Raw genomic sequence first — 19133 nt, 5'->3', positions numbered from 1 at the left:
AGCCAGAAACACCTTGGGCGCGCTACGGAAGGGCCCCGCACCACTGCGAGCTTTGGATCATGCGATCAAGGAAGTCATCACAGGCGGTAAGCTGTTGTGTTTCAATAAACTCATCCGCCTGATGCCCTTGTCCTTCCATCGAACCCGGGCCGCAGACAAGGGTTGGGACTCCCATTTCGGTGAGGATGCCGGCCTCTGTTCCGAAGGCGACCTTGGTCAACCCGTTTTGTGCCAGTTCTGCGACGTTTTTGACCCAAGGTTGTGCGGCATCCACGTCTAATCCTGGATAAGTGTTGCCACGTTCCAAACTTATGCAAACCCGAGCGGCGTTCATTTTACTCACGATCCCGTCGATCCTGTCATTCAGGACAGAAACATCCTGCAAGGCGAGCGTGCGCATTTCAAACTGCATCTCAGCCAGCGCCGGGACGATATTGAGCGCTGTTCCTCCGGATAATTTACCGACGTGCAAGGTTGTATAGGGCACCTCATAGGCTGTATCGAAAGGCCCCTCTTCAGCAAGTTCAGCCTGTATGCTGCGCAATGCTCCCATAAAATCAGCCGCAAGGTGGAGCGCGTTGGTAAATTTGGGCGCAAGTGCCGAATGCCCTGATTGTCCATGAAAGATGGCTTTGAATGCAGCTTTTCCTTTGTGGCCCGTGGCGACTTGCATTTCTGTCGGCTCACCGACAATGCAAAGTGCAGGCGCGCGCAATAAGGGCGCCAAGTCGGCGCGAATTTCTTGCAACCCGACACATCCGATTTCTTCGTCGTATGACAAGACAATCGCAAGGGGGCGTTGAAGACGAAGATCTTTGGCTTTGACAGCAAGCGCAAGGGCCGAGGCCACGAACCCCTTCATATCAGTCGTACCACGTCCAAATAGTTTGCCAGCCTCTTGGGTCAGTTTGAACGGCGGTTTTGTCCATGTCTGTCCATCAGTCGGGACTACATCAGTATGCCCCGACAAAAGCAGCCCACCTGCTACTTGCGGTCCTAATTCAGCATAAAGGCCGGCCTTGTTGCCACAGGGGGACGGCAACCGCGTAACGCGAAAACCGTTGGCTTTGAGCAAATCTTCGACATAGGCGATAAGTTGTAGATTGCTGGCTGCGCTGACTGTATCAAAGGCAACCAACTTATCCAGAATTTCCAATGTGTTCATTAGGTCATTTCCGTAATGCAATGCTGTAAAAACGACGCACAGGTCCGCCGTTTCATCGCTCCACTAGCAGATAACACCCCCACTGGGATGTGTGGGATGTCGCTGATAAGTGGAATGAAGACCAGCGGGTTACCGTCTGGTGCAAGGGTCCCAACCGGGCGAAAGTTGACAATCGAATAGCCAAACCCATTCGCAACAAGGCTGCGCGCCACGGCCATATCTTTGGTGCGTTCCGAGATGAAAGGTTTCATGTCGGTCCGAGTGAAGAATGATAGAAAATAATCCGAGCTTAGTGGGAGATCGAGCAGGACCATCGGGTGTTCAACAAGGTCCTGTGCTGTCAGGCTGGAGCGGTCAGACAGTGGGTGATTGGCCGCAAGCATGACATAGGGCGGCAGGGTTTTGATCGGATGAAATTCCAGATCTTTGGGGACGTCGATCGCATAGCCAAGGCTCAGATCGATCTCGGCACGGCGCAAAGCTGCAAAAATCTCTGGCTGTGTCAATTCAAACTGGCTGAGAAAGACCGCAGGGTGTTGTGCTTCAAAACTGCGGCGCAATTTCGGAACAACAATTTGCGCAAAGGTCACAAGGCATCCCAAGCGCAACTGGCCTTGGACCGTTTGGGAGGCATTTCCGGCAAGACGGGTAAGTTCTGACGTCTCAAACAAGATTTTTGCCGCCTGAGCGGCCAAAGTGTGCCCCGCTTCGGTAAGCGATAGCCCCTGTGCGCGTTTGCGCACAAATAGTTTCGTATTCAACTCTTCCTCGAGCTGGGTCAGCGCGGTCGAGATGGATGGAGCCGAAATGTTCAGCATCCGACTGGCCGCAGCAATACTGCCGGTTTCAGCTGTGCATTTGAAATACTCCAGCTGCCTAAGTGTGAAACGCGTTTGCATGATTTAATGCTGACCAAGCCATGCGGCGCTGTCAATCATCCCCTGGAACACCATATGAGGGCGCTTCACGCGGATCGATGGCACGTTGAATATAGGCGTCCAGTTGAGGCTTGTAGACCTCCCACGCGGTTGCGATGGCCTCAACGGGGCAATCCTCGCTCCAGTCGCAACGCAGGTCAGCCACGGGCCAAGAGACTTGATCAACAATTTTCATGCCAGCTGAATGCACGGGCCCGGCTTCGCCCCCTGCGGCAAGCCCAGCGCGCAAGGCAGCGATCAGCCTGTCTCCGATATGGCCTTTGCTTTGGGTGTATCCAGCAACGATTGCGTCAGGCACACCGTCGTTGGCCAACAGATTACCCCCCGAAGCAACGTCGACCCCTTCCGCTTGGGTCCAAATACCAAGGGAGTTCGGGCCGGAATGGATCGCCGTGCCGCCCTTTGCATCAATGGCCAAGACTTGGCGGTATTCGATATATTTCCCCTCGGACTGTATGCGCGCAATAGCCTCTGGCGCGGACATTCCGCCTTGCATCAGATCAAGTGCAAGCGGGCCAAGGGTTGGGTCTGTCACGTTTTGAGAGGCAACCGCACCGACGCCTGCGCGGGCAAAAGAACATCGTGCGGCGACCGCAGGGGATGACGACGAAAGGGCAAGCCCGAACATACCGGTTTCGGCGCAGCGCGCGACCAATGAAAAGGTCATGCGGGGATCACCGCTGTGCCGTCAATTTCGACCAACCATTCGGGGCGTGCAAGCGCCTGCACGACGAGCCCCGTGGAAACCGGATGCACGCCTTTGATATATTCCCCCATGGTACGGTAAACTGCCTCCCGGTGGCGAACATCCGTGATGTAGACAACGACTTTTACCAGATGGCTGATGTCGCCGCCTGCTTCCTCGATCAACTGCTTGATGTTTTGCATGACCTTATGGGTCTGCTCCACCGGATCGTGGCTATCGATATTCGCCGCATCATCAAGATTTTGCGGGCATTGTCCGCGCAGCCAGACGATTTTACCCGAGGCTTCGGTCACGACGGCCTGACATAGGTCATTATCAAGCTTTTGTTCGGGATAGGTGTCCGATGTGTTGAACTTACGGATACGAGTGTGAGCCATTTAGGTTCCTTCAATTCGGTCTTGTGCGGCAAGCCACAGCTGAAAATCGCGGATGGTGCCTTCGTAATCGTCTTCGGCAAGCGGGCCGGAAATAGCGTGTTCTGAGCCAAGCGCGATTTGCATGCGCTCCAGCTTTTCGCGATCTTCCAGATTGACCTTTTCCCAAAGCGCGATGCGCTCTGCGATGGTGTTTTCGTCCAAATCATCGCCATAGGTAGAAAGGGTCCATTTGACTCTGATCTGCCCTGCATTCAGTGGAAAAATGCTGAGCGATACCAATAGGCTCGCGGCCTGACTGACAACTTGGGTGGGGAAAAGTGCAAAAAGCGTGGACCTTAACCGTTCATCCTCTGTCAGGTTGGGAGCCCCCAAACCACGAGGCGGGATCGTTTTGGGATAGTTTGCGGCATAGGACGTGAACCCATCGCCACTTACCAACTTTCGGGCCAATCCTGTGGGCGTGTAACTGTGTAGCGTTTCCGGATGCACCACAGACAGGTGGTAGCCTTCCATAAAATTCTCAACAAGGCACTTCCAGTTGGTGTTCCAGACCTCTTCGGCAACATGAGCGACGCGGAATTCCGCGCTTTCGTAATTTTCGAGAAGTGTATCAAGGGATGGCTCGAAAAACGGGGCTGCGGTGCTGTCCAGATTCACATAAATGAACCCTTGCCATAGATGCATGTTGTGTCGATGCAAGCCGCAGGCCTTTGCGTCAAAGCCTGCGTTTTTCATGCGCGCCGCGCGCAGCAAGCCACCGTTCAAATCATAAGCCCAAGCATGATAAGAGCAGACAAAGCGTTTTGCGTTCCCTGTGCCTTCGGCCAAAGGCATGCCGCGATGACGGCAAACATTGGCTAAAACGGCGATGGTGTTGTCGTGTTGCCGAACCACGATGAGCGGTTCGTTCAACAGCTGAATCACAAAAAAATCACCCTCGTTCGGAATCTCGTCAACACGACCAAGACAATGCCAGCCGCGGCGCAAAACGGTTGCTGCTTCTCGTTCAAATTGCTCTTGGGACGTATAAAACACACCAGGCATTGTCATGGGGCGATCCGCCGGCAAAGCTGCAATATTTTGCAAATGTGCTGACAGATATGACATGGCTAGGCCCCTTTTTCAAAGATGGGTTGGTGTGATGGGTCCATCTGGCTCATCAGATATTGTGCGAAGTCGAAATTTGGCCGTTCAAGATGGGATAAATGCCCAGGGCTTGCCCCATCCGCAGATAGTCCGTGATAGACTTTCTCGGTGCATCCGCGGTCTTCAACGTTGACCTCGTCTAGCAGGGTTTTCAGGTCGATAAGGTTTTGCTGCGCTTCTGCATCGTTCCGGTAGTCATCCGACATGCCGCCGCCAAAACGGATTTGCACCTGCCCCGGCCCCTTTGGATGCAGGCTCAGATACCAGAAATACCCGGGCGTCAAAGTGATCATCAGGCTTGGATAAATCGCAAGCAAAAAGGTCGTTCGACGCTCATCGCCCTTCAAACGGTCATTGCTGGGGTGGGCCATGGCGATGCGCAGGGATTCATCCTTGAGGATGGTGTGGTAATTAAACGCCTTGCGCCCGGGCGGGCAGATCATTTCATCAAGTTTGGACAGACCGCCAATTGTACCTGCGTGGCACACTGGCAGGTGATAGCTTTCCATGAAGTTTTCAGCCAACACTTTCCAATTGGTGTCCCACAGATGCTCTTCAAAGAAGGTCTCGGTGTAGTTGGTCATATCGTAACCAGCGACAAGCTCGGCAACTTCGCTCAGCTCTTCGGCGACGGGCCGGGCATCAGGGTTCAGAGTAATGAACACCCAGCCAAGCCAGTCCTCACAGGCAATGTCAGGCAGGCTGTAGTGATCTTTACAAAAGGCCTTGTTGCCATTCATCGCAGGTGCACCGCGCAAGCTACCATCAAGATTGTAAGTCCATGCGTGATAAGGGCAGACAATGGTTTTGGTATTGCCGCGCCCCTGTAGCAAGGTGGACATGCGGTGACGGCAGACATTGGAATAGGCGCGCAGCACATTATCTTTGTCACGTAAAACGATGATCGGCTGGCCAGCCAACTCGCAGGTGACATAATCACCAACCTTGGCCAGGGCACTGGCACGCCCGACACAAAACCATGATTTCTTGAAAACACTTTCCAGCTCTGCATCGTGAAAAGCTTCAGAGGTATAGACAGCGGGTGGCATCGCACGCGCCTCCTCGAAAGGAGTGGATACGTTGTCACGCAGCGCCTCAATCGGATTTTGTATTTGCGGAGCGATGTTCATTTCTCATGTTCCATATTCAAACCGATTCCGGTTTATAGTCACGGTAGTTGCGTTGGATTTCTATCTGATCTGCGACATGTGATGCGTCATGCCAGACACCCCAGATAAACGTAGACCCGCGGCGCGATTGCCATGGCAGCCCCAAAAAATAGAGGCCCGGTTCTGGCGACACGCCACGTTGATGATAAGGGGCACCATTTGCGTCGCAAGCATTAGGTAGATTGATCCAGGAAAAATCCTGTGTGTAGCCCGTCGCCCAAATCACATTGGTGACATTTGCAGCAGCCAGATCCAGCTCCCTCAACGGATGGGTAAGACAGTCGGGATCATCAGGCAGCACATGCGCTTCGGGCTCAGCCGCCAAATCAAGGCCGAAACGCTCGATGTAGGCGTCAGCCTGCCTCAGCATATCAAGGTAGTTCGCGTCGCCCGCGGCGATGTTTTCGCCCAAATCGCCATCGACGAGCAGCTTACCATCACGGTAACCCGAAGCGCGGCCCAACAATGTCATGCCAGCATGGGCCATTTTGCGGAAATCGACGGTTTCTCCCCCCCGCGCACCGCTCACCGAGATCGTCACATGTTCGGTGCCGGGTGCCTTAGCTGCGACATCCCACAAGCCAAGAACGCCTAACCACCAACAATAGTCACGCCCCCGATATGCACGTGGCGGCCGGTCGTGCGGCCCAACGCAAAGGTAGACCTTGCGCCCTGCTCTTTGCAATTCGTCTGCGATTTGGGCACCGGATGACCCCGCCCCCACGACAAGCACAGCGCCTTCGGATAACTGCTCTGGATTGCGGTAGCTGGCCGAATGGATTTGGGTCAGCTTCGCGGTATCCGGAATGATCCGGGGAAACACCGGATGGTGAAAAGCACCAGTTGCGGCGATGATATTTTGTGCATTGATCACGCCTTGCGAGGTATCGACCATGAATCCGGAGTGCCCCTCGGCACGGGTTACCGAGTTGACCGCTATACTGGTACGGATTGGTGCGTCATGCGCATCTGCAAACCCGGCCAACGCAGTTGCGACTTCCTCTTTCGGCGGAAACGCCTCGGGGTCGGATTGGGGGAACTGCATACCGGGGAAGCAATCGTGCCAAGCCGGACCATTCGCGACCAGAGAATCCCAACGCCGCGTACGCCAGCTTTCGGCGATGCGGTCTTTTTCCAACACAAGGTGAGGTATGCCATGGCGTGTCAGATGAGCGCTTGCAGCAATTCCTGCCTGTCCGGCACCCACAACAAGCGTATCCACAGATTCGACCATGATGGCATTCTCCAGTTCCAATATGCTGATGCTACTGCCAAGGCGTTGTATATAAAGCTGTAAAATTTTGGTTTCTTCTTAGGCAAAGCCTAAGATGTCCCCGATTGCCCTTGTGCAGTGGCACCCCGAGCAATTACGCAGCTGGACACTGCGTGGCCAGATCACCAACCTGTTTGAAGCAAAACAGCGATTTTCCGGTCAAGTGCCCCCCTTTTTGGGGCTGTCACGCCACTGCGGAGCAACACCGCGATAATTATTCAACCATGACCTGTACATTCCCGACAACTTCACTCAATTACTACACTAAGCAAGCAAAAGGTTCATGAGTCCTAGCCAGCCAAAAAATTTCTGCTAGGGACAAAAAAAATGACACAAAGAACCGCCACGCGCGTCGCGCTTTCATGGCTGATGTGCTCGACTGCCACGTTTGTATACGCGCAAGATGCAACCGAATTCGACCTTGGGACCCTCCGCATCGAATCCGCAGGGGCGCAAGCTGTACTGGGCAACGATGAAATCACCGAAGACGAGATCGAATCTCGCAATCCGTCAACAGTAGCCGATGTATTTGCGGGCGAATCCTCAATCACCGCCAGCGGCGGCGCACCTATCGCACAGAAGGTGTTTGTAAACGGGATCGAGGAAAGCCTGCTGTCCGTCACCATCGACGGGGCGCGGCAGAACAAATCTGCATTCCACCATACAGGCAACGTGCTGCTGGACCCTGCCCTGTTGAAATCCGTCGAGGTAAGCGCCGGTCTTGCCCCTGCTGATCAGGGGCCCAATGCGTTGGGCGGCTCCATCGCCTACACGACCAAAGATGCCCGCGACCTGCTTGAGGAAGGCGATCCGTTTGGCGGTATCTATACCCTTTCGTATGGCGATAATGGCCAGGGTTTCCGCAACACACTGACCGTCTTTGGCCAAACCGGCGGTCTGGAATACCTGCTGAGCGGCACCCGCGCGACAGGCGACGATTACGACGACGGGTCCGGGGACAGCATTCTGGGCACAGGCGCAGACCTGACCGACTACATCGCCAAAGTCGCTTATACCTCGCAGAGCGGCAAGCGCCTTAGCTTCTCGGCCTCCGAGACGACGGACGATGGCGAGCGCGCATCGCAAGGCGGCTTCATCCGCCCCGATTTCGCTGCCGTGATCGGACGCGACAGCGAACTCTACCAAGCCCTGTCAAAGCGCGAATCCTATACGCTGACCTATCAGGATGAAAACCCTACCGGCATGTTCGCCCCCTATATCCAGCTGACCTATAACGAGCAGACGCTGGACGTAGGATCGATCTATGGTGTCAACAAAAGCTTCAGCGGTGTGTTCAGCAATGAATTCAACCTGCGCAATGGCACCGTCAACGTGGGCCTCGATTTCTTTGATGAAAGTGCCGAAGGCTACGACAACACGGGCAGCTCGCGCATCTCAAGCGGACGTGAGGATCTGCGCAACATCGGCGTCTTCGCTCAGGCCCGTCAGGATCTAACCGAACGCGTGTCGGTCTCTTATGGCGCGCGCTATGATTGGGCCTCCTTCGATGGTGCGGACGGCAGCGACTTTGACGAAAGCGGCGGGAGCATCAACGGCTCGATTGACTTTGTGCTGACGGACCAATGGACAATCAACGCCGGTGCCGCATCCAACTGGGGCGGGTACGAGTTGGGCGAGGCCGCGCTGGTGAACTACGGGACCGCGTGGAACTATAACGGGTTTGACACCTCTCGCGCCAATGCCGTGCGTCTGGGTCTGCGGTATGAGAACGGACCATGGTCTGCCAAAGGCGCGGTATTCCACACCGAGATCAACGACATCAACGCAGTACTGCCATCGGATGGCGCACGCGGGGCGACTGATGATCTGACCTCGCGCGGGTTTGACGGCTCGGTTACCTATACCGGCGCAAAAGGCTTTGCGACGATGAACTACACCTATGCCGATGTGGAAACCAACGGCGATACGACCTCGACCACGGCTTACTACCTTGGACGCCCCGTTGGTCATATTTTCGGGTTCGAAGCCGGATATGACCTGACGCAGGAATGGCGTGTCGGGGGGACCGCGCAGATCGCACTCGAGAACAACGACACCGACGTCACACTGGAAAGCTATGAGGTTGTGAACCTCTATGCGGAATACAAACCGCGTCGTTTGGAAAACCTGAGCGTGCGCATGGATATAGAAAACATCTTTGATGCGACCTATGCCAGCCGCAGCTCTGACGGGCTTGGCCTGGCAGGCGTTGTTCCACTCACCGAGCCTGGCCGTACCGTGAGCCTGACCGCCTCGATCAAGTTCTAACACTCAAGGGTATCGCCCTGCTCAGCGGGGCGATACCTATACTTCGATCATCACCTTACCGTCGATGCGGTGTACCTTGGGATCGGTTCCAAACACATCTTTCAGCACTTCTTCTGTCACGATGTCATCCGGCGCGCCCGACGCAACGACCTTTCCCTCTTTCATAGCGACAATCAGATCGGCATAGGCGGCGGCATAGTTAATGTCATGCAGCACAATGACGATCGTCCGGTCGTGCGCGGCCGCCAAATCCCGCAGCACCTGCATGAGCGAACGTGACGCTGCGATATCAAGGTTGTTCAGCGGCTCGTCCAACAGGATGTAATCGGTATCCTGCGCAAAGGTCATTGCCACCTGCGCCCTTTGCCGCTGTCCGCCCGACAGCGTATCCAGCCGCCGCGCCGCCAAATCCATCAGCCCGAAGGTGGCCAGCGCCTGCTCAACCTTGGCGTGATCCTGCGCCGTGGGCCTACCTTTGTGATAGGGGTAACGCCCGAAGCTTACCAACTCGTGCACCGACAACAGCGGGGCGGCATCACTGGCCTGTGGCAGGATCGCCAGCTTGCGCGCCAGCGTGTTGTTGGCACAGGCCCCCACCGTCAGATCATCCACCGTGACCTGTCCCGACTGCAACGGCATCAGCCGTGCGACCAGCGACAGCAGCGTGGATTTGCCCGCCCCGTTCGGCCCGATCAACGCCGAGATGCCACCCTTGGGCAGCGCCAGATTGATCCCGTTCAGAATTTGCGCGCCGCCAATGCGGTAACTGACGTCCGAGATTTCAATCATCTGTATTTCCTCTTTAACAGCAGGGTCAGGAAGACAATCCCGCCGATCACATCAATCACCACAATCAGCGGCGTCGACATGCCCAACACACGTTCCAGAACAAACTGCCCCCCCACCAGCGTCAGCGCCGAGATCAGAGCAGAGGATACCAGCAGCGTGGCGTGCGATGCCGTGGGTGTGACCAGATGCGCAAGGCTGACCACCAACAGGCCCAAGAACCCCATCGGCCCGACCAGCGCGGTCGAGACCGAAACCAGAACCGCGATCAACACCAAAATCTGGTAGGTGCTACGCTTGGGGTTCTCCCCCAGATTGATGGCTGCCGTTTCCCCCAGTGCCAGCACGTCTAGCCGGTGGCGCATGCGCCATGTGACCACCAGCGCGCCACAGGTCAGCAGCGCTGAAATGGCAAGCAATTCACCCTCGATCCGTGAAAAGCGCGCAAAGGAAGCGACCTGCACCACCGCATATTCGCTGGGGTCAATCACCCGCTGCAGGAAACTTGTGATGGCGCGCAGCAATACCGCAAGGATGATGCCGGTCAGCACCATTCGCATGAGATCACCGCGTGCTTTGCTCAGGAGCGTACCGAACAGGGCCAGTGCTGCGACCAGCATCAGCAACGTGTTGGCGATGAACTGTCCTGCTGACGAAAGCTGAACATACTCCTGCGCGCCCAGCACGTATATCTGGACCGTCAGGATCAACACATATAGCGCGTCAAAACCCATGACAGCGGGCGTCAGGATACGGTTGTGGGTGATTGTCTGGAACAGCACCGTCGCGGTTGAAATCGCCACCGCAACCAGCACCAGCGCCACCAGCTTGTTGCCGCGAAACGGCAGGACAAAGCCCCAGTTCCCCCGCGCACCCAGCGTGAGGTAGCCTATGATGCACGCCAACAGCAGCACCGCCATCAGGATGAGCCGCCCTCTATGCATGGCGACGCGGAGCGTAAAGCAGCCACAAAAATACAACCGCCCCCAGCACCCCAAAGACAGAGCCTACCGGAATTTCGTAAGGATAGCGGATCATCCGGCCCATGATATCGCTTGCCAATACCAGTGCCGCACCGCTGACTGCCGTGAGCGGCAGCGTGGCACGCAAGTTATCCCCGCTCAGCCGCGACACGATATTCGGCACCACCAGCCCAACAAAAGGGATCATCCCGACGGTCACAACCGTCAGGGCGGTCACAACCGAAATCGACAACAAACCGGTCACGACGACTTGGGTATAGTTAAGCCCCAGATTAACGCTGGCTGTGCGGCCCATTCCGACAATCGCAAACTGGTCCGCCGCCAGATAGCTTAGCAAGGCCACCGCAGCTGCAATCCACAACAATTCATACCGGCCTTGCAGTACGCCAGAAAAATCGCCGTTCATCCAGATATCTATGTATTGCAGAAGATCGGCCTGATACGCGACGAACAAAACGCCCGCACCGATAATCCCGCCATAAATCAATCCGACCAGCGGCACCAACATCGGTTGTGTCGGCGGCAACCGGTTGACCATGAACAAAAAGACGGTGCTCGTCGCGAGAGCCACCGCAGAAGCCAGCGCCATCTTCAGCAAGATCGGCAGCGACGGTGCAAAGAGTGTGACCAGCAAGATGCCCAGCGCCGCACCCTGACCTGTGCCTGCTGTCATCGGCTCGACAAAACGGTTGCGCACGATCATCTGCATGATTGTTCCACTGACCGCCAACGCGCCGCCGGTGATTACAACTGCCACCGTGCGCGGTCCGCGACTGGTCCAGAGCAGGTCCAGCGCTGCGGGGTCCGACAAAAGAGCCATTGGCGACAGATCGGCCACCCCCACAAACAGCGAGGTCACGCAGAGCAAAGCAAGCGTCAGGAGAAGCGCAAGCCGGGTCACTTACCCGTCCTTCACCCCCGCCAGAATTTCGTCCAATGTCAGGGTCATCGACTGGATACCGCCGCCCGCAATATAGATCGGCGCGGGGCTGAGATAGATCACGCGGCCCGTCTTCCACGCCGTTGTTTCCTGCACCAAGGCGTTGTCCAGCGTGGCGCGCGCGCTGTCCCCGTCCTGCCCCACAGCCGCCAGCCGGTCGATCACCAACAAAATGTCGGGATTTGCCTCGCGGATGAACTCGAAGCTGATCGCCTCACCGTGGGTGTTTTGCTCCACGCTTTCAACCGCTTCGGGCAGCTCCAGCGCATCATGAAGCCAGCCGAAACGCCCGCCCGTGCCATAGGCGCTGACCTTGGGGCCGTTCGTCATCACGATCAGCGCATTGCCCTGCCCCGCGACCGCATCGCGGACCTCGGACAGCTTGCCCTCAAACGCTTCGGCAAGCTGCGCCGCCTTTTCCTGTTTGCCGAACAAATCACCGTAGGCCTTCAGCCGTGCCAGCCCATCGCCCACCGTATCGTGCCAGATCGTCATGTCGATGGTTGGCGCAATCCGCGCAAGCTCTTCCACCTGCCCCGAGGAGCGTCCACCTGCGATAACCAGATCGGGGTTGAGGGCAAAAACCGCCTCGAAATCGGGCTCGAACAGCGAGCCTACGGGCACCGAATTCGCAGCCGCTGCCTCAAGATAGGGTAGAAATACCGGACGAACCAAACCCTCTGCCGACACGCCCAAAGCGGTGAGCGTATCAAACGCAGCGAGATCAAAAACCGCGATGGTTTCCGGCTCTGCCGCTATATCGACCGGGCCTGCGAAAGTATCAACCGACACCGTCTGGGCATAAAGGGGGGACGCCATTATGGCAGCCGCAAAAGCAAGCGCTCTGAGCATGTCGAACTTCCTTTGTTATCGACGCATGGCTCACGAAAGTTGGCTTTGCTATGGGTTGTTTCCACCTGTCTACGCAGTCATATATCCTTTGTCCAGCATCCTGCGGACACAAATAAAAAGGATCAGATATGCCCGTTATAAAAGGCTATTATGCTACTGAAAACGCATCAAAATACATGCAGCAACTCTGCAAGCACTTTGGCCATAAAATCGAGGTTTCGTGCGATGCAGAAAGCGGTTGGGCCGCCTTTGAAATGGGCACCGCCCACATGGCTGCCACGGACGAAGGTCTAAGCCTGACTTGTGAAGTCAAAGACCCCGACGCCGTGCCCGTCGTACACAATGTAATCGACCGGCATCTCGAAAAATTCGCCTTTCGCGAAGACGTTAAAACAATGGAATGGTCGCTCGAATAATCCGCGCACAGCGCATACCGTGTCTTGGTCGCAATGACCGGAAAAACTGCACATCCCAGCCACACGCCAGCCAGGTCGCAGTTGTCTGATCAGCCCCAGTTGAGGGGCCCAATCTAAAAAATCAATGCATATCCCCCTACCCTCTGGATGCCCCCGCAAGGCAATTCAGATACGGCTCAAGTAGAGCCCTACCCATTGTAGAGAACGACACTTCTTTGGACTTCTGCGCCGCCGAACTACCGAAGTTTTCCAAGGCCCCCTCAGTGGGAATTAACCGCCGCAGCGAAGGTCCGTCTTGGAGGCTTGTTCGGCGCGCCTGCGCCCAATGACCACGATCACCTGATGGTAGATATCACGGGGCGCTCAGATAATTTCATCTTCGTCAAACATCGGATCATCGTTCAGCTGCGTGTTTAGGTCTTCGACCATGTCTTCGGCTTTCGTGACGGACTTAACGCGGGCAAGATGGAAAACGGCGTCGCCTTCGTTCACGATGGGCATAACGGCGCGGCCTACAATAATACCATTAAACGGGGCGATAATGTCGTTATCGGTCTCGCCAAAAGGGTCAGATACCGATGCCATCAGCTCGCCCTCGCGCACCAGATCACCGTCGGCACGGAATGTGCGCAACAGACCACCCGTCGGCGCACGAAGCCACTTGCTTGAGGGGCAGAACTGCGGTGTCGCCTTGACCTTGGCAATCCCTTTGCCCGCAACCATGCCCTTGTGCCGCAAAACACGCAGAATGCCTGCAACGCCGGACCGGACAGAGAACTCATCAAACCGCAGCCCTTCACCAGCCTCGAACAACAGCACGTCGATGCCGAGGTCTTTGGCGGCCCCCCTCAACGATCCCTCGCGCACAGGAGATTTCATAATGATCGGCGCGCCAAAAACCTTGGCCAGATCCAGCATGTCTGGATTGTCCGGTGATACCCGGATTTGCGGGTAATTCGTGCGGTGAATGGCGGCAGAATGAAGGTCTATCCCGAGGTCACAGCGGGCCACGATTTCGGTCATAAAGATATGTGCGAGGCGCGAGGCGAGCGACCCTGCCTTGCTTCCGGGAAACATGCGGTTCAGGTCACGCCGGTCCGGCAAATAACGCGAATGGTTCAGAAAGCCGTAGGTATTCACAATCGGAACAACGATCAATGTGCCTTTGAGCGCCCCAAGGCTAGGAGAGCGCAGCACGCGGCGGACAATCTCTGCCCCGATTACTTCATCACCGTGAATACCTGCGCTGATAAATACCGTGGGGCCGTCCAGCCGGCCATGTGTGACACTCACCGACATCGCCACCGGCGTATGGTCTGACAGAACGCTGACAGGAACATGGACCGTCCGGCGGGTGCCTGCCGCGACACGTTCGCTCCCGATAACAAAATCAGCGCGTTTGGGCATCAGCCTTTACCCTTTGTTTTTGTAGCGTTGGGTTTGGCATTCTTTTCTAAAAACTCGATCATTTTCCCGGCGATATCCAAACCGGTTGCGTTTTCAACACCTTCCAAACCGGGAGAGGAGTTCACTTCCATAACGAGCGGACCATTGTCAGAGCGCAGCATATCAACGCCGCAAGCATTCAACCCCATCGATTTGGCGGCACCCACGGCAGTGGCCCGTTCTTGGGGGGAAAGTTTGATCACCTCCGCAGAGCCACCCAGATGCAGGTTTGACCGGAATTCACCCTCGGCACCTGAGCGTTTCATCGCCGCCACGACCTTGCCGCCCACGACAATCGCGCGGATATCAGTGCCGCCTGCTTCTTTAATGAATTCTTGCACCAAGATATTGGTCTTGGTCGCGCGGAACGCTTCAATCACCGACTTGGCAGAGCGATCCGTATCGGCCAAAACAACGCCCATGCCCTGTGTGCCTTCGAGCAATTTTATGACGAGAGGGGCGCTCCCTGCGACCTTGAGGACTTCCTCGGTTTGCTTAGGATCATGGGCAAAGGTCGTGACAGGCAAACCGATACCGTCACGCGCCAATAACTGCATCGAGCGCAGTTTGTCCCGCGAGCGGCCAATCGCGACGCTTTCATTGAGGGGAAAGACACCCATCATTTCAAACTGTCGAAGCACCGCCATGCCGTAGAACGTAATCGATGCCCCGATCCGCGGGATCACGGCGTCATAGCCCGTAAGCTTCTCTCCGTTATAGTAAATTTCGGGCTTTCGCGAGGCGATGTTCATGTAACAGCGCAGCGTGTCGACGATGCGTATTTCATGCCCGCGCGTCTCGGCGGCTTCGACAAGCCTTTTGTGCGAGTAAAGGTTGGGATTACGAGCGAGCATAGCAATTTTCATGAGGAAATCCCTGTTTTATCTGTTTTTGCTGAGGTCGGCGTCGTGAGGTTGCTTTTGCTTGGGTCAACTAGAATATGGTGTTTCCGCAAGGCCGTGCGTCCGACAATCATGCGAAATTTCATGTCCGATCTCTCCGTGAGCGACAGATCAATGGACCATAGGCGTTTGCCAATCCGGAACTTGGTGCGGATAACAATACGCGTCTCGGGCACGCCGCTGGTGTTCTTGATGGCGCGCCGGTCGTGGATTGGGCACTCCAGATCCGTATCGATTGAATCATCATCGAATTTTGTGTGAAAGCGCACCCACGGGATGCCATCACGCTCAAAGGTTACGATATCTGTGGCGTGTAGCGCAGAAGTCCGTGCACCGGTATCAATTTTTGCCTTAAGGTTTGAAAGCCCCAACAGCGGGAGATCAACCCGCTCACGCCAGCCTACAACGAGCATATGAGTCGTCTCCAGTTTGTATCTCGAGATACATATGGCAGCTTTTGGTGGATGTACCAACGGGATACGTCAGCTGATGAACAGTCATCCGGATTGAACGCGCAAATGACAGCCTCGCCACACTGCCACCATCCAGACGCTCCAATTGCCGCCTGTCCCTGCCACACTTGAGTATCGACTGATTAATCTGTCGGATCCCCGAACGACGATCATCAAGCGCTCGTTTCGATCAATTCGTCAAAGGGTGCGATCGCAGCTAGAGAAATAGCGGCCTTTCGGAAATGGAGCAGTCACATACAATGTCAAGCACCACAGCAGCTAAACGCTTTCCTTGGGAAAATGGCGATACTCGCTTTCGAATGGTCCAAAGTTTAATACGGACACCTTTGTGCCAGCCGGAATTTCCGTTCCCCGAACATCAATCAAAGCGATGCCGTCGGCCTTGGCCAATGCTGAAAGCCGCGCCGAGTTGCCCCGCGCAATGACCGTCGCGATTGGAACTCCGGCGTCATTTGGCTGGTCTAATGTCACGGGCACAAACTCGATCACCTCCCGCCGCCTTGAGAAACCGGCCGCCAGCTTTGCTTTGCATTCTGAAGCCCCGAAGATACGAGCGCCAAGAGCCGTTTCGATCATCGCACGGACAATGAAATAATAACCGACAATCGCCGCGAGGGGATTGCCGGGCAATGTTACTATGGGGACATTGTCGAGCTGATATAGACCAACGGGTTTGCCCGGGCGCATTTTAACACCATGGAATAGCTCGGACGCGCCTGCTTCATTCAGGGCCGCCCGCATTGGATCAGCACGGCCCACAGATGCCCCGCCAGTGGTGAGGACCAAGTCCGCAGTGGCAACAGCTGTGCGCAGGGCTTGGATGACGGGCTGCGTTTGGTCAGGCTGAACACCCAAGTCTATGAGTTCGATATTTTGCCTTTGCAGCTCTGACGTCAGAAACATGCGCGTGGAATCGTGGATTTGGCCCGGCGACAATGGTTGCCCCCAGTCGACGATTTCATTGCCCGTTGAAATAAGCGCGATCCGAAGAGGCTTCAGAGCCTCAATTCTGTCCAGTCCAGTCGCCGAGGCTAAAGCCGCCAGCCTTGGTTTCATGATAGTGCCAATGCCCGCGAGCTCTTGACCTTTTTCGACGTCCTCGCCCGCATGCCTGACATGGGGTTTATCCGAGGGCGGCGCGTTCAGAAACATCCGCCCCGATCGCACGTTGCACCGTTCCTGCTCAATGACGATATCCGCGCCTAACGGCATTGGCGCCCCTGTCGTGATTGGACAAGCCGTCCCCGATGGCAGCTTTTGCGGTGCGGCCCCAGCCAGGATCACAGGGCCAAGCGGCAATCCTGCCGGGGCCTTCTCAAGATCCTCACGGGCCAAGGCGTAGCCATCCATCGCAGCGTTTGCAAAAGGCGGCACTGAATGGCACGCGATGAGTGGCCCTGATAAAATACGCCCGTTGCTCTGTGACAGCAGCAGTTCTTGTTTTTCTGGTCGGCGTGGCGCGTGTGTTTTTGCAAGGCTGAGAGCGTCATCAAAGCTGATGTTATTGCGCCCAACAACATCACAAACAGAACCGCGCGAGAGGATAACATTCATCGGAATTGCGCCTTTCAGACAAGACTGTTTTGAGCCCCGGCAACTTGGGTCACCTAGGGGGCTCAGAATTAGAGAGCATGCTCCAAAGCCAGTGCCGCTTCCAACATTTCAGGAACAGATGTGAGTTTTTCACGGGGTTTGCCGCAGGCTTCGCCCGCTTTGCGTTCCATCCGATCAATGCGGTGCCAACCGGCGATATCGACCTTTGCCGAGCTTCCGCTTCTCAACCGCAATAAAAGCCCGGTTCGCAATTCGGGATCACATCTTTCTGCTGCAGCTGCCAGATCCTCAAGAGCGGATTGAGCGGTTTCGGTAGCACATTCGCGGTTGGTCCCGATAATCCCGCTCGGGCCACGGCGGATCCAACCCGCTGCATAGAGTTTTGGAATTGCGAGCCCATCGGCATCGACAATGCGCCCTTGAAGAGTGGGCACAGTGCCTGAGCGTTCATCGAACGGAACACCGGGCAGTGCAGTTCCCCGATAACCGACGCTTCGCAGAACCAGCCCCGCCGGGATTGAAACTTGAGACGTTGTTGGGACTGCTCGCCTTTTAAACGCCTCCCCTTCCAGTTCGCATTTGGAAAAGACCACCGTTTCTGCCGCATGCGTGCCCTGAATCTCCGCTGGAGAAAGCAGAAACCGGAAATGGATGCGCCTTGCCGCCTGACGAGCTGCGTCCGGGTGAGCAAACCCTTTCAAAATGCCAAGCATCCGAGACGCCTCGTTCAGCTCTTTCGGGCTTGCCCCTGCACGATCAACTTCGGCGGGATCGAACACCGGCTCAACATCCGAAAGCATGCTGAACTCGCGCAGCTCCCGGATAGAGAAACTTGCCTGCAAAGGTCCCCGCCGCCCTACCACAAAGATATCGGTGACTTTACTATTTGAAAGCGCGTCCAATGCATGTTTGGAAATATCACTCGCCGCGAGTTCCTCAGGAGTCTTTGCCAGAATACGGCTAACGTCGAGTGCGACATTGCCGTTCCCGATTACCACGACATTGGGATGCGAAAGATCAAATTTGCGGTCTCGGAACTCTGGGTGCCCATTGTACCAGCTGACAAATTCTGTCGCAGACACGCTGCCGGACAAATCTTCGCCTGCGATTGACAGCTTACGATCGGAAATTGCACCGGTCGCAACAACCACAGCGTCGTACGCCTCTGTTAACTCGTCAAAGCTGACATCTTGCCCGACAGTCACATTCCCCAAATACTGAAAATCGGGATCTGCGGCTGTGGCTTCGAATACAGCCGTGACGCTTTTTAGTTTCTGATGATCCGGCGCGACACCGTAGCGAACCAAACCGAACGGAACGGGAAGACGTTCGTACATGTCTACCTTGATCGGGGTATCGGCGCTCAGGAATGCCTGCGCTGCGAAAAAGCCCGCCGGACCGCTGCCAACTATGGCGACTGATTGTGTCAAACGACCCCCTCCGCGATGAGTTGATCGCGGCGCTCTTCAGCACCGGGAAGCGGAGACTGTTTGGCCATGATTACTGGCAATATTGCAGATTGGGCCTCGTTGATCTCGATCTGCGGAGAGCCCATGACATCAATGTCCTCGACGATTGCACCCACGGGACATTTCGGAATGCACGCACCGCAATCAATACAGAGGATCGGGTCAATATACAGGCGCTCTGCGTCCCCGTGAAAACAATTCACGGGGCACACAGACACACAATCGGTAAAACGACAGCTGGAACAATTATCGGTAACAATATGTGGCATT

The 19133-nt window shown here is 55.9% G+C and carries 19 protein-coding genes; 2 read left to right on the top strand and 17 right to left on the bottom strand.

Annotated elements, in window-relative coordinates:
• Positions 1-22: 22 nt before the first annotated feature.
• From argE to ABJM03_RS00750, 7 genes are read right to left on the bottom strand one after another with little or no spacing between them, the layout of a single operon-like run.
• Complete coding sequence (gene argE, locus ABJM03_RS00780) at positions 23-1165, bottom strand: acetylornithine deacetylase (protein ID WP_348414928.1); 1143 nt, start codon at positions 1163-1165, stop codon at positions 23-25.
• Positions 1165-2064, bottom strand: a complete 900-nt coding sequence (locus ABJM03_RS00775) for a LysR family transcriptional regulator (RefSeq protein WP_348414927.1) — start codon at positions 2062-2064, stop codon at positions 1165-1167. The genes argE and ABJM03_RS00775 overlap by 1 nt, the downstream gene beginning before the upstream one ends.
• 31 nt (positions 2065-2095) lie before the next feature.
• The gene (locus tag ABJM03_RS00770; protein WP_348414926.1) at positions 2096-2770 is read right to left on the bottom strand and encodes a DUF1028 domain-containing protein; all 675 of its coding nucleotides are present in this window, start codon (positions 2768-2770) and stop codon (positions 2096-2098) included.
• Positions 2767-3186: a RidA family protein gene (locus tag ABJM03_RS00765; RefSeq protein ID WP_348414925.1), complete on the bottom strand. Its 420-nt coding sequence runs from the start codon at positions 3184-3186 to the stop codon at positions 2767-2769. The genes ABJM03_RS00770 and ABJM03_RS00765 overlap by 4 nt, the downstream gene beginning before the upstream one ends.
• Positions 3187-4293: an aromatic ring-hydroxylating dioxygenase subunit alpha gene (locus tag ABJM03_RS00760; RefSeq protein ID WP_348414924.1), complete on the bottom strand. Its 1107-nt coding sequence runs from the start codon at positions 4291-4293 to the stop codon at positions 3187-3189.
• A 2-nt stretch (positions 4294-4295) separates the two neighbouring features.
• On the bottom strand, positions 4296-5462 hold the full coding sequence (locus tag ABJM03_RS00755; protein WP_348414923.1) for a Rieske 2Fe-2S domain-containing protein: 1167 nt from the start codon (positions 5460-5462) through the stop codon (positions 4296-4298).
• A gap of 16 nt (positions 5463-5478) precedes the next feature.
• Positions 5479-6738: an NAD(P)/FAD-dependent oxidoreductase gene (locus ABJM03_RS00750; RefSeq protein WP_348415219.1), complete on the bottom strand. Its 1260-nt coding sequence runs from the start codon at positions 6736-6738 to the stop codon at positions 5479-5481.
• Between the two features lie 363 nt (positions 6739-7101).
• Between ABJM03_RS00750 and ABJM03_RS00745 the strand changes: the two genes are divergently transcribed.
• Complete coding sequence (locus ABJM03_RS00745; protein ID WP_348414922.1) at positions 7102-9042, top strand: TonB-dependent receptor; 1941 nt, start codon at positions 7102-7104, stop codon at positions 9040-9042.
• Positions 9043-9078: 36 nt separating this feature from the next.
• On the opposite strand, the gene ABJM03_RS00740 is transcribed toward ABJM03_RS00745, so the two are convergent.
• The 4 genes from ABJM03_RS00740 to ABJM03_RS00725 are packed head-to-tail and all read right to left on the bottom strand — an operon-like array spanning position 9079 to position 12603.
• On the bottom strand, positions 9079-9831 hold the full coding sequence (locus tag ABJM03_RS00740; protein WP_348414921.1) for an ATP-binding cassette domain-containing protein: 753 nt from the start codon (positions 9829-9831) through the stop codon (positions 9079-9081).
• Positions 9828-10748, bottom strand: coding sequence for an iron chelate uptake ABC transporter family permease subunit (locus ABJM03_RS00735; protein WP_348414920.1), 921 nt, complete (start codon positions 10746-10748; stop codon positions 9828-9830). The genes ABJM03_RS00740 and ABJM03_RS00735 overlap by 4 nt, the downstream gene beginning before the upstream one ends.
• 16 nt (positions 10749-10764) lie before the next feature.
• A complete protein-coding gene (locus ABJM03_RS00730) occupies positions 10765-11712 on the bottom strand; it encodes an iron chelate uptake ABC transporter family permease subunit (protein ID WP_348414918.1) in 948 nt (315 codons plus the stop codon).
• A complete protein-coding gene (locus tag ABJM03_RS00725; RefSeq protein WP_348414917.1) occupies positions 11713-12603 on the bottom strand; it encodes a siderophore ABC transporter substrate-binding protein in 891 nt (296 codons plus the stop codon).
• A gap of 128 nt (positions 12604-12731) precedes the next feature.
• Here ABJM03_RS00725 and ABJM03_RS00720 point away from each other — a divergent pair, with 128 nt between their 5' ends.
• Positions 12732-13019 carry a DUF2218 domain-containing protein gene (locus ABJM03_RS00720; protein ID WP_348414916.1) on the top strand — a complete coding sequence of 96 codons (288 nt, stop codon included), beginning with the start codon at positions 12732-12734 and terminating at the stop codon, positions 13017-13019.
• Between the two features lie 363 nt (positions 13020-13382).
• Here the strand turns inward: ABJM03_RS00720 and ABJM03_RS00715 are convergent, their stop codons facing one another.
• The 6 genes from ABJM03_RS00715 to ABJM03_RS00690 form a co-directional block, all read right to left on the bottom strand.
• On the bottom strand, positions 13383-14426 hold the full coding sequence (locus tag ABJM03_RS00715; protein ID WP_348414915.1) for a succinylglutamate desuccinylase/aspartoacylase family protein: 1044 nt from the start codon (positions 14424-14426) through the stop codon (positions 13383-13385).
• Complete coding sequence (gene rimK, locus ABJM03_RS00710) at positions 14426-15331, bottom strand: 30S ribosomal protein S6--L-glutamate ligase (RefSeq protein WP_348414913.1); 906 nt, start codon at positions 15329-15331, stop codon at positions 14426-14428. The genes ABJM03_RS00715 and rimK overlap by 1 nt, the downstream gene beginning before the upstream one ends.
• On the bottom strand, positions 15328-15780 hold the full coding sequence (locus ABJM03_RS00705; RefSeq protein WP_348414912.1) for a RimK/LysX family protein: 453 nt from the start codon (positions 15778-15780) through the stop codon (positions 15328-15330). The genes rimK and ABJM03_RS00705 overlap by 4 nt, the downstream gene beginning before the upstream one ends.
• Before the next feature lie 318 nt (positions 15781-16098).
• Positions 16099-17394: a gephyrin-like molybdotransferase Glp gene (gene glp, locus ABJM03_RS00700; protein WP_348414911.1), complete on the bottom strand. Its 1296-nt coding sequence runs from the start codon at positions 17392-17394 to the stop codon at positions 16099-16101.
• 68 nt (positions 17395-17462) lie between these two features.
• Entirely contained in the window at positions 17463-18824 is a 1362-nt protein-coding gene (locus tag ABJM03_RS00695; RefSeq protein ID WP_348414909.1) for an FAD-dependent oxidoreductase, read from the bottom strand.
• Positions 18821-19132: a ferredoxin family protein gene (locus ABJM03_RS00690; protein ID WP_348414907.1), complete on the bottom strand. Its 312-nt coding sequence runs from the start codon at positions 19130-19132 to the stop codon at positions 18821-18823. The genes ABJM03_RS00695 and ABJM03_RS00690 overlap by 4 nt, the downstream gene beginning before the upstream one ends.
• Position 19133 lies beyond the last annotated feature (1 nt).

It is taken from the genome of Sulfitobacter sp., assembly GCF_039977885.1.
Lineage (GTDB): Bacteria > Pseudomonadota > Alphaproteobacteria > Rhodobacterales > Rhodobacteraceae > Sulfitobacter.
This window is presented reverse-complemented; position numbering and strand designations above follow the sequence as displayed.

Coding starts and splice junctions, on each gene's coding strand:
- argE (WP_348414928.1), bottom strand. CDS start 1,165: ATGAACACATTGGAAATTCTGGATAAGTTGGTTGCCTTTGATACAGTC.
- ABJM03_RS00775 (WP_348414927.1), bottom strand. CDS start 2,064: ATGCAAACGCGTTTCACACTTAGGCAGCTGGAGTATTTCAAATGCACA.
- ABJM03_RS00770 (WP_348414926.1), bottom strand. CDS start 2,770: ATGACCTTTTCATTGGTCGCGCGCTGCGCCGAAACCGGTATGTTCGGG.
- ABJM03_RS00765 (WP_348414925.1), bottom strand. CDS start 3,186: ATGGCTCACACTCGTATCCGTAAGTTCAACACATCGGACACCTATCCC.
- ABJM03_RS00760 (WP_348414924.1), bottom strand. CDS start 4,293: ATGTCATATCTGTCAGCACATTTGCAAAATATTGCAGCTTTGCCGGCG.
- ABJM03_RS00755 (WP_348414923.1), bottom strand. CDS start 5,462: ATGAACATCGCTCCGCAAATACAAAATCCGATTGAGGCGCTGCGTGAC.
- ABJM03_RS00745 (WP_348414922.1), top strand. CDS start 7,102: ATGACACAAAGAACCGCCACGCGCGTCGCGCTTTCATGGCTGATGTGC.
- ABJM03_RS00740 (WP_348414921.1), bottom strand. CDS start 9,831: ATGATTGAAATCTCGGACGTCAGTTACCGCATTGGCGGCGCGCAAATT.
- ABJM03_RS00735 (WP_348414920.1), bottom strand. CDS start 10,748: ATGGCGGTGCTGCTGTTGGCGTGCATCATAGGCTACCTCACGCTGGGT.
- ABJM03_RS00725 (WP_348414917.1), bottom strand. CDS start 12,603: ATGCTCAGAGCGCTTGCTTTTGCGGCTGCCATAATGGCGTCCCCCCTT.
- ABJM03_RS00720 (WP_348414916.1), top strand. CDS start 12,732: ATGCCCGTTATAAAAGGCTATTATGCTACTGAAAACGCATCAAAATAC.
- ABJM03_RS00715 (WP_348414915.1), bottom strand. CDS start 14,426: ATGCCCAAACGCGCTGATTTTGTTATCGGGAGCGAACGTGTCGCGGCA.
- rimK (WP_348414913.1), bottom strand. CDS start 15,331: ATGAAAATTGCTATGCTCGCTCGTAATCCCAACCTTTACTCGCACAAA.
- ABJM03_RS00705 (WP_348414912.1), bottom strand. CDS start 15,780: ATGCTCGTTGTAGGCTGGCGTGAGCGGGTTGATCTCCCGCTGTTGGGG.
- glp (WP_348414911.1), bottom strand. CDS start 17,394: ATGAATGTTATCCTCTCGCGCGGTTCTGTTTGTGATGTTGTTGGGCGC.
- ABJM03_RS00690 (WP_348414907.1), bottom strand. CDS start 19,132: ATGCCACATATTGTTACCGATAATTGTTCCAGCTGTCGTTTTACCGAT.